Origin of the sequence: Moorena sp. SIO3H5 (assembly GCF_010692395.1) — a bacterium.
GTDB lineage: Bacteria > Cyanobacteriota > Cyanobacteriia > Cyanobacteriales > Coleofasciculaceae > Moorena.
In genome coordinates, this window is record NZ_JAAHHS010000451.1 from 1 (window position 1) to 5,820 (window position 5,820).

Consider the following 5,820-nt stretch of genomic DNA (forward strand, 5'->3'; position numbering starts at 1 on the left):
AGCTGATAGCTGATAGCTGATAGCTGATAGCTGATAGCTGATAGCTGATAGCTAACCTCAAAGCTGACCAATGCCAGCAGATACTGAATTTTTCTCCAATGCTGAAACAGTTTTGAGATTACAGGTTTTCTGATTCCAGATATATGCCCCTAAGCCAACAGCTACATTAGAAATACAGGCAGCGGCAAAGATACCATTTACGCCAAATAGCTGACTACCTAGATAGGCCAGTGGTATGTAAAGCAGCACCATCCTAGTCACGGTCATCACTACTGATGGTAAGGGTTTACCTAAGGCATTAAACGTGGAACTGGCAACTAGAATCACCCCTGTTCCGGCATAGCTAATCGGGACAATAAGTAGGTAAGTGGCGGTAATTTTTATTACTTCTGGGTTGCTGTTAAACAGGGAGGCTAACCAAGGAGCTGTGGGAGCAAGAATCACTGTTACTAGCACTCCCCAAAATAAGCACAATAGGAAACTCAGACGCAAGGCTTGATGGACACGGAGGTACTTTTTCGCCCCCCAGTTTTGCCCTACAAATGGTCCAATGCTGGCAGACAGTGCCATTAGGACAATCTGGCTAAAGGATTCTACTCGTGAGGCAATACCAAAACCTGCTACTGCGATAGTTCCGTAACTAGCTAGCAACCCAGTGATTACACCAATAGATATGGGAGATACCATGCTAGTTCCAGCAGCAGGCAAACCCACATAGAGAATTTTTTTCCAAGATTCTAAAATTACTCTGAGCTTGGGCAGGTTGAAGCAAAGCATCTGCAGGCGATTGTTGAGAAACCACAAGGCTACAACTAGGGTGGTGGCGCGGGAAATGACTGTTGCGATCGCTGCCCCTGCCAGTTCTAATCGAGGAAATCCTCCCAGTCCGAGGATTAAGACTGGATCGAGGGCAATATTGACGAATGCAGCAACGGTCATTATCACGCTGGGAATAGCAGTATTGCCGGAAGCGCGGATAGCACTATTACCCACCATGGGGATAACCAGACAAATCATTCCCCAGTACCAAATCTGCATGTAACTACGAATCAGTGGTAGCACATCGGCATCAGCTCCTAAGGCGGTAAATAGGGGATCGATAGTTGCTAATCCCAGCAACGTGAACAATGCTACTACTAGCACAGACAGGGTTAGACTATCTGTTGTCAGTCGCCGCACTTTCTGGAGATCGCCTTCTCCAATCGCACGGGCAATCACAGAGGATGCTCCCACCCCCAACCCCATCGCTAAACTACCTAAAGTCATCACCACGGGAAAGGTGAAACTCATAGCTGCTAGGTGTTTGGTTCCCAGTTGTCCGACAAAATAGGTGTCAATTAGGTTGAAAGCAATAACTGCAAACACTCCCCAAATCATCGGTATCGTTAGTCGGGTTAGCTGGGAGCTCACCTTCCCTTCAATTAGGTTTTGCTTCATGGTAGGGTATAGTTTAATTAAACTTAATAAAATTTTACTAAATTTAAAATTTAATTGGTTTTGAGGATTTATCTTAGGACTTACGCAAATCCCTCAATTTAACGCTACCTGTAGGGTGGGCAAGGTTTTGCTGACCCTACCCATGGATTGTGTGCCTAAGTCCTGTATCTATAGACAAGGTAAGAGGTTAAAAATGACAAATGGGTTAAAACAGGTAATTTAAGTAAATAATTTCCCCTCATCTATAGTGTTTCTGATAGCTATGAGGTACAGAAATTTTTTTCCTTATAACCTATTCCCTGTTCCCTATTCCCTGTTCCCTATTCCCTGTTCCCTATTCCCTGTTCCCTTTGCTATAGCTGACTGCTTACACTAATAGTTACAAAAAACTTATAAATTTAAAAAAAACTTTCTTTATGCCCAAGTAAGTTTTAACAAACGCTTCTTTGTGCTCTGGTTTTAGACGACGAAAAGGACTATAGGTAGATTCCCAGCAGAAAAGAGAATAACCATAACCATAGTTTTCGGCTATTTCTATCTGCTTGTTGAGTTCATTGATGGGCTTAGGGCGATAGAATTCTCCACTGTAGATACCTACGGCTACCGGAACGTAATAACTAGCTTCTCGTAAACCAGACGATTTTAGAGTATTGATTACGTCTTGGCTGGTCTTGCGATAAATTTGGACAATTACTTCATCAATTAAGCCTTGGCGTACCCAATACAACCAATTTTGAGAATATTTTCTGTAGGAAAAACTTGGGGAGTTGGGGGAAAGAGATATAATTAAGTTAGGGTTAATTTTTTTAACAGCTTGGTAAATTTTACGGGTTAATTCCGTCATCACTCTGGCGTGATTTCCAAACTGAGTTGGAATGCCCCAATGATCGTCTAGTTGAATACCATAGAGGTTGGGATAGTTCTTAGCCACTTCAGTAAATAAATTAATGAAGTACTGTTGAACATCTGGATGGTTTGGATTTAGCCACAGATGTTGATCGATAGCTTTTTCTCCTGTTGACGTCTTCAGGAGCCAATCGGGATGCTGCTTAGCAAATTTTGAATTAAGGTGAAGCATCATGCCATGTTCATACCAAGCATAGATTTTTAATCCTTGTCGTTCACCTTCTTTGATAGCGGCTTTTAGGGGGTCGGTAAAGGGTAAAGTAATCCGGTTATTTTTGAGGGAATAGTTACTAGGATAGGTAGTTCCACCATTATAAACATCAAGGTAAATTCGATTAAAATTTAGAGCAGATAACTGGTGAAATACATTGTCAGTTTGTCCTATATAGGATAGAAAGTTGTTACCGACATGAGTTACCCAAATTCCTTGAATTTTATTGGTGATTTTTGGGGTATGGCGAGGGGCAGGAATGATAGTGTTAAGTACTACCAGGACTACCATTCCTATTAACATCCAAGTTATAAATTTATTGAATTTCTTTCTTAACGGAAATTTCATTAGTTGATTGGTAATTGGTAATTGGTAATTCTTATTTTCCTAGGCGCGCTAGCTCCCAGCTTTGTGGACAAACCTCAAGAATCACCAACGCCCAAATGACCAATTACCAATAACTAATGACTAATAACTAATGACTAACGACTAACGAGCTTCGATAGGAATATAGGGAGAATCGTGAGTGCCCGTGTAGACTTGAGTAGGTCTAAAAATTCGATTGACAGCTAGCTGTTCCTTCCAGTGAGCTAGCCAACCCGCAACCCGTGCGATCGCAAACACTGGTGTAAACAAGTCACTCGGAATACCCAGCTTCCGGTAAACTAAGCCGGAATAGAAATCCACATTGGGATAAATTCCCTTATGACCCAGTTTTTCCTCCACTGCTTTCTCCAACTCCAAAGCAATTTCGTAGTACTTGTCTGTGCCAGATTCCTTAAACAGTTGTTCCGCTAAGTTCTGAAGTATGGTTGCTCGTGGGTCTTTTACCTTATAGACTCGGTGACCGCAACCCATAATTCGTTCTTTGCGCTGCAAGCGCTCCTCCAAGTAAGGGTGGACATTGTCCACTGAGCCGATGGTTTCCAACATGGTAATCACTTCTTCATTTGCCCCTCCGTGTAACGGGCCAGCTAGAGTTCCCACCGCTGATGCCACTACTGCATAGGGGTCAGTAAGAGTAGAAGCAGTCACCAGAGCCGAAAACGTAGAGGCATTGATAGTATGTTCGGCATGTAGGGTCAGGCAAACATCAAAGACATGAGCTTCTAGAGGAGTAGGCTCTTGCTCATTGAGCATATACAGAAAGTTAGCAGCATAGCTAAGATCATCCCGAGGGCGTACTGGATCGTCCCCTTTGCGCATCTGTTTAAATGCTGCTACCATGGTAGGAATCTTAGCCAACAGGCGAACTACGGCTTCCCTAATGTATTGTGGATTGTCGAGAGCCCGTTTGGAGTAAAACAGACCCAAGGCAGCAGCAGAGGCTTGTAAAGCATCCATGGGATGACCAGTTTCTGGAAAACATTTCATCATGTCCCGGATGCTGTACTTGATCCGTCGGTGGAGGCGAACTTGCTCCTGGAAATCATAAAGTTCGTTCTTAGTAGGTAGCTCACCCCAAATGAGTAGATAGGCGGCTTCTAGGAAAGTACTGTTTGATGCGAGTTCTTCGATCCTAATGCCACGATACTCTAGTATTCCCTTCTGCCCATCAACGTAGCTTATACTGGATTGAGCTGCTGGAATGCCTTCTAAACCTGGCTGGTACTCGCAAGCTATCATGTTATTACCTACAGAATCTTCAGTCATCTCAGGCTAACTTACCAGAGATTAGTGCTTAAGTCTTCCGTGCTACAAAGACTACTAATTTTTAGTGTAATGACTATATTATAGCAATCTTTCACTTCTCTGACTCATGAATGGGGGGAGATTCCGAACACCATCAACCCTGAAAGATTCCTATACTAACCACTTAGGTGAGGTCAGCAAGAATAGCTCGCTACGACCGAAGGGCTTCCCAGTATTAGGAAGCTTTAACCCAATTACTCCAGCTTTCTTTAGCACTAGTTTTTGATTGGATACTCCCCACACCAACATTTCCGCCCAATTAGCTAAATCAGGTTGATGGCCAACTAGAGCTAAACGTCTTTGAGCATTAGTCTTTCGCCACCTCTGCTGTAGCCAGCTGAGCCATTGGTGAATGTCACCCTCAGGAGCGAGAGTCTCTGACTCTTCAACCAATGAGCCTAAACCAACATCTTGGAGGATAGCAGCGGTTTCTTTAGCTCTGACCAATGGACTAGTCAAGATTAGGTCAAAATGTAGCCCTCGTTTCTGGAGCTCCTTTGCTACTTTACTAGTTTTTTCATGGCCAATTTTGGTCAGTGGCCGCTCTTGATCGTTTTTGTAGGTGCCTCGCTCAGCAGCAATACCGTGGCGAATTAAGTAGAGTTCCATGGACTGATGTTGAGATTCGCTTAAAATGCGATGGGCGTTCGCGAAGCGTGGCCTTTGGCCTCAGCCCCGCTTTCAGCGATCGCGCTCACTGAAAACACTCCTGAGTTCATTAGTTGGTATTACATAGTTTTAGATAACCGTATCCTGGGGATTAACTAACCGCAGTAGTTTTTGCTTGACTTGGGTATCAAACACCTCCCACTTGAGCTTGGCATACTCCGATTTGTCATTAAAACTACTCAAGAATCCCGTCGGAATTTCAAAGCCACCAGCCATCATGCGCCCACCACCAAAGAAACGCCCATGACTGTCTTGACCGAAAGCTTCTTTGATAAATTCATCAGGGTCGAGGGTTAACTTATTAGTTCTCAAGGAACCAATCACCACTTCTAATTCTTGGTCTTCATCGTAAACAATCCCGTAAACTACAGCAGTGTGAACATTTTCTTCAGTAACTAAAAAGTCAGCAGCTTGGGGAATAGCATCCCGGTCTTCATAGCGAAGATAGCCGACACCAGCCATAGAGAAGTTATCTTGGACAATGCGATATTTAAGCGATCGCTCAATAACATCCATCACTCGACGAGATCGAGATGTCTTGAGTATAGCCTTAAGGAGTTGAGTGTCGTAAAAGCGGCTGAGATATCCAGCTGCCAAGAAATCCTCTTCCTGAGCCTGCATCAGCATGCTAGTATCAGAGCGCAGACCATGCATTAAAGCTGTCGCACATTTGATATGTTCACTAATGCTACTATCGAGCTGTAGTAACCCAGCCTGAAGGTAATGGGTTAATAGCGTCGCGGTGGCTCTTGCTTGAGGACGAAGGTCAATAAATTCTGCTTTCAACTCCCCTTGACTACTGTGATGATCAAATATTGCAATTAGAGGAATATTTGCCTCGGTAACAATCGGTAACAGCTGGGTGGTTGTACCCTGGTTATCAATCAGCACATAGCCCTGATACA

Annotated in this window: 5 protein-coding genes; all 5 read right to left on the reverse strand. The window is 43.7% G+C overall.

Annotation, left to right across the window (positions count from 1 at the left end):
* Window positions 1–57 precede the first annotated feature (57 nt).
* Window positions 58–1,437 carry an MATE family efflux transporter gene (locus F6K52_RS30975; RefSeq protein ID WP_293087970.1) on the reverse strand — a complete coding sequence of 460 codons (1,380 nt, stop codon included), beginning with the start codon at window positions 1,435–1,437 and terminating at the stop codon, window positions 58–60.
* A 379-nt stretch (window positions 1,438–1,816) separates the two neighbouring features.
* Complete coding sequence (locus F6K52_RS30980) at window positions 1,817–2,902, reverse strand: family 10 glycosylhydrolase (protein WP_293087972.1); 1,086 nt, start codon at window positions 2,900–2,902, stop codon at window positions 1,817–1,819.
* Between the two features lie 141 nt (window positions 2,903–3,043).
* Window positions 3,044–4,180, reverse strand: coding sequence for a citrate synthase (locus F6K52_RS30985; RefSeq protein ID WP_293087980.1), 1,137 nt, complete (start codon window positions 4,178–4,180; stop codon window positions 3,044–3,046).
* Window positions 4,181–4,357: 177 nt separating this feature from the next.
* Entirely contained in the window at window positions 4,358–4,855 is a 498-nt protein-coding gene (gene sixA / locus F6K52_RS30990; protein WP_293087975.1) for a phosphohistidine phosphatase SixA, read from the reverse strand.
* A gap of 129 nt (window positions 4,856–4,984) precedes the next feature.
* The coding region (locus F6K52_RS30995) for a bifunctional oligoribonuclease/PAP phosphatase NrnA (protein WP_293087978.1) at window positions 4,985–5,820 on the reverse strand (836 nt) is incomplete at its 5' end.

Excerpts from the sequence above, each read along its gene's own strand:
- F6K52_RS30975 (WP_293087970.1), bottom strand. The coding sequence starts at position 1,437 with ATGAAGCAAAACCTAATTGAAGGGAAGGTGAGCTCCCAGCTAACCCGA.
- F6K52_RS30980 (WP_293087972.1), bottom strand. The coding sequence starts at position 2,902 with ATGAAATTTCCGTTAAGAAAGAAATTCAATAAATTTATAACTTGGATG.
- F6K52_RS30985 (WP_293087980.1), bottom strand. The coding sequence starts at position 4,180 with ATGATAGCTTGCGAGTACCAGCCAGGTTTAGAAGGCATTCCAGCAGCT.
- sixA (WP_293087975.1), bottom strand. The coding sequence starts at position 4,855 with ATGGAACTCTACTTAATTCGCCACGGTATTGCTGCTGAGCGAGGCACC.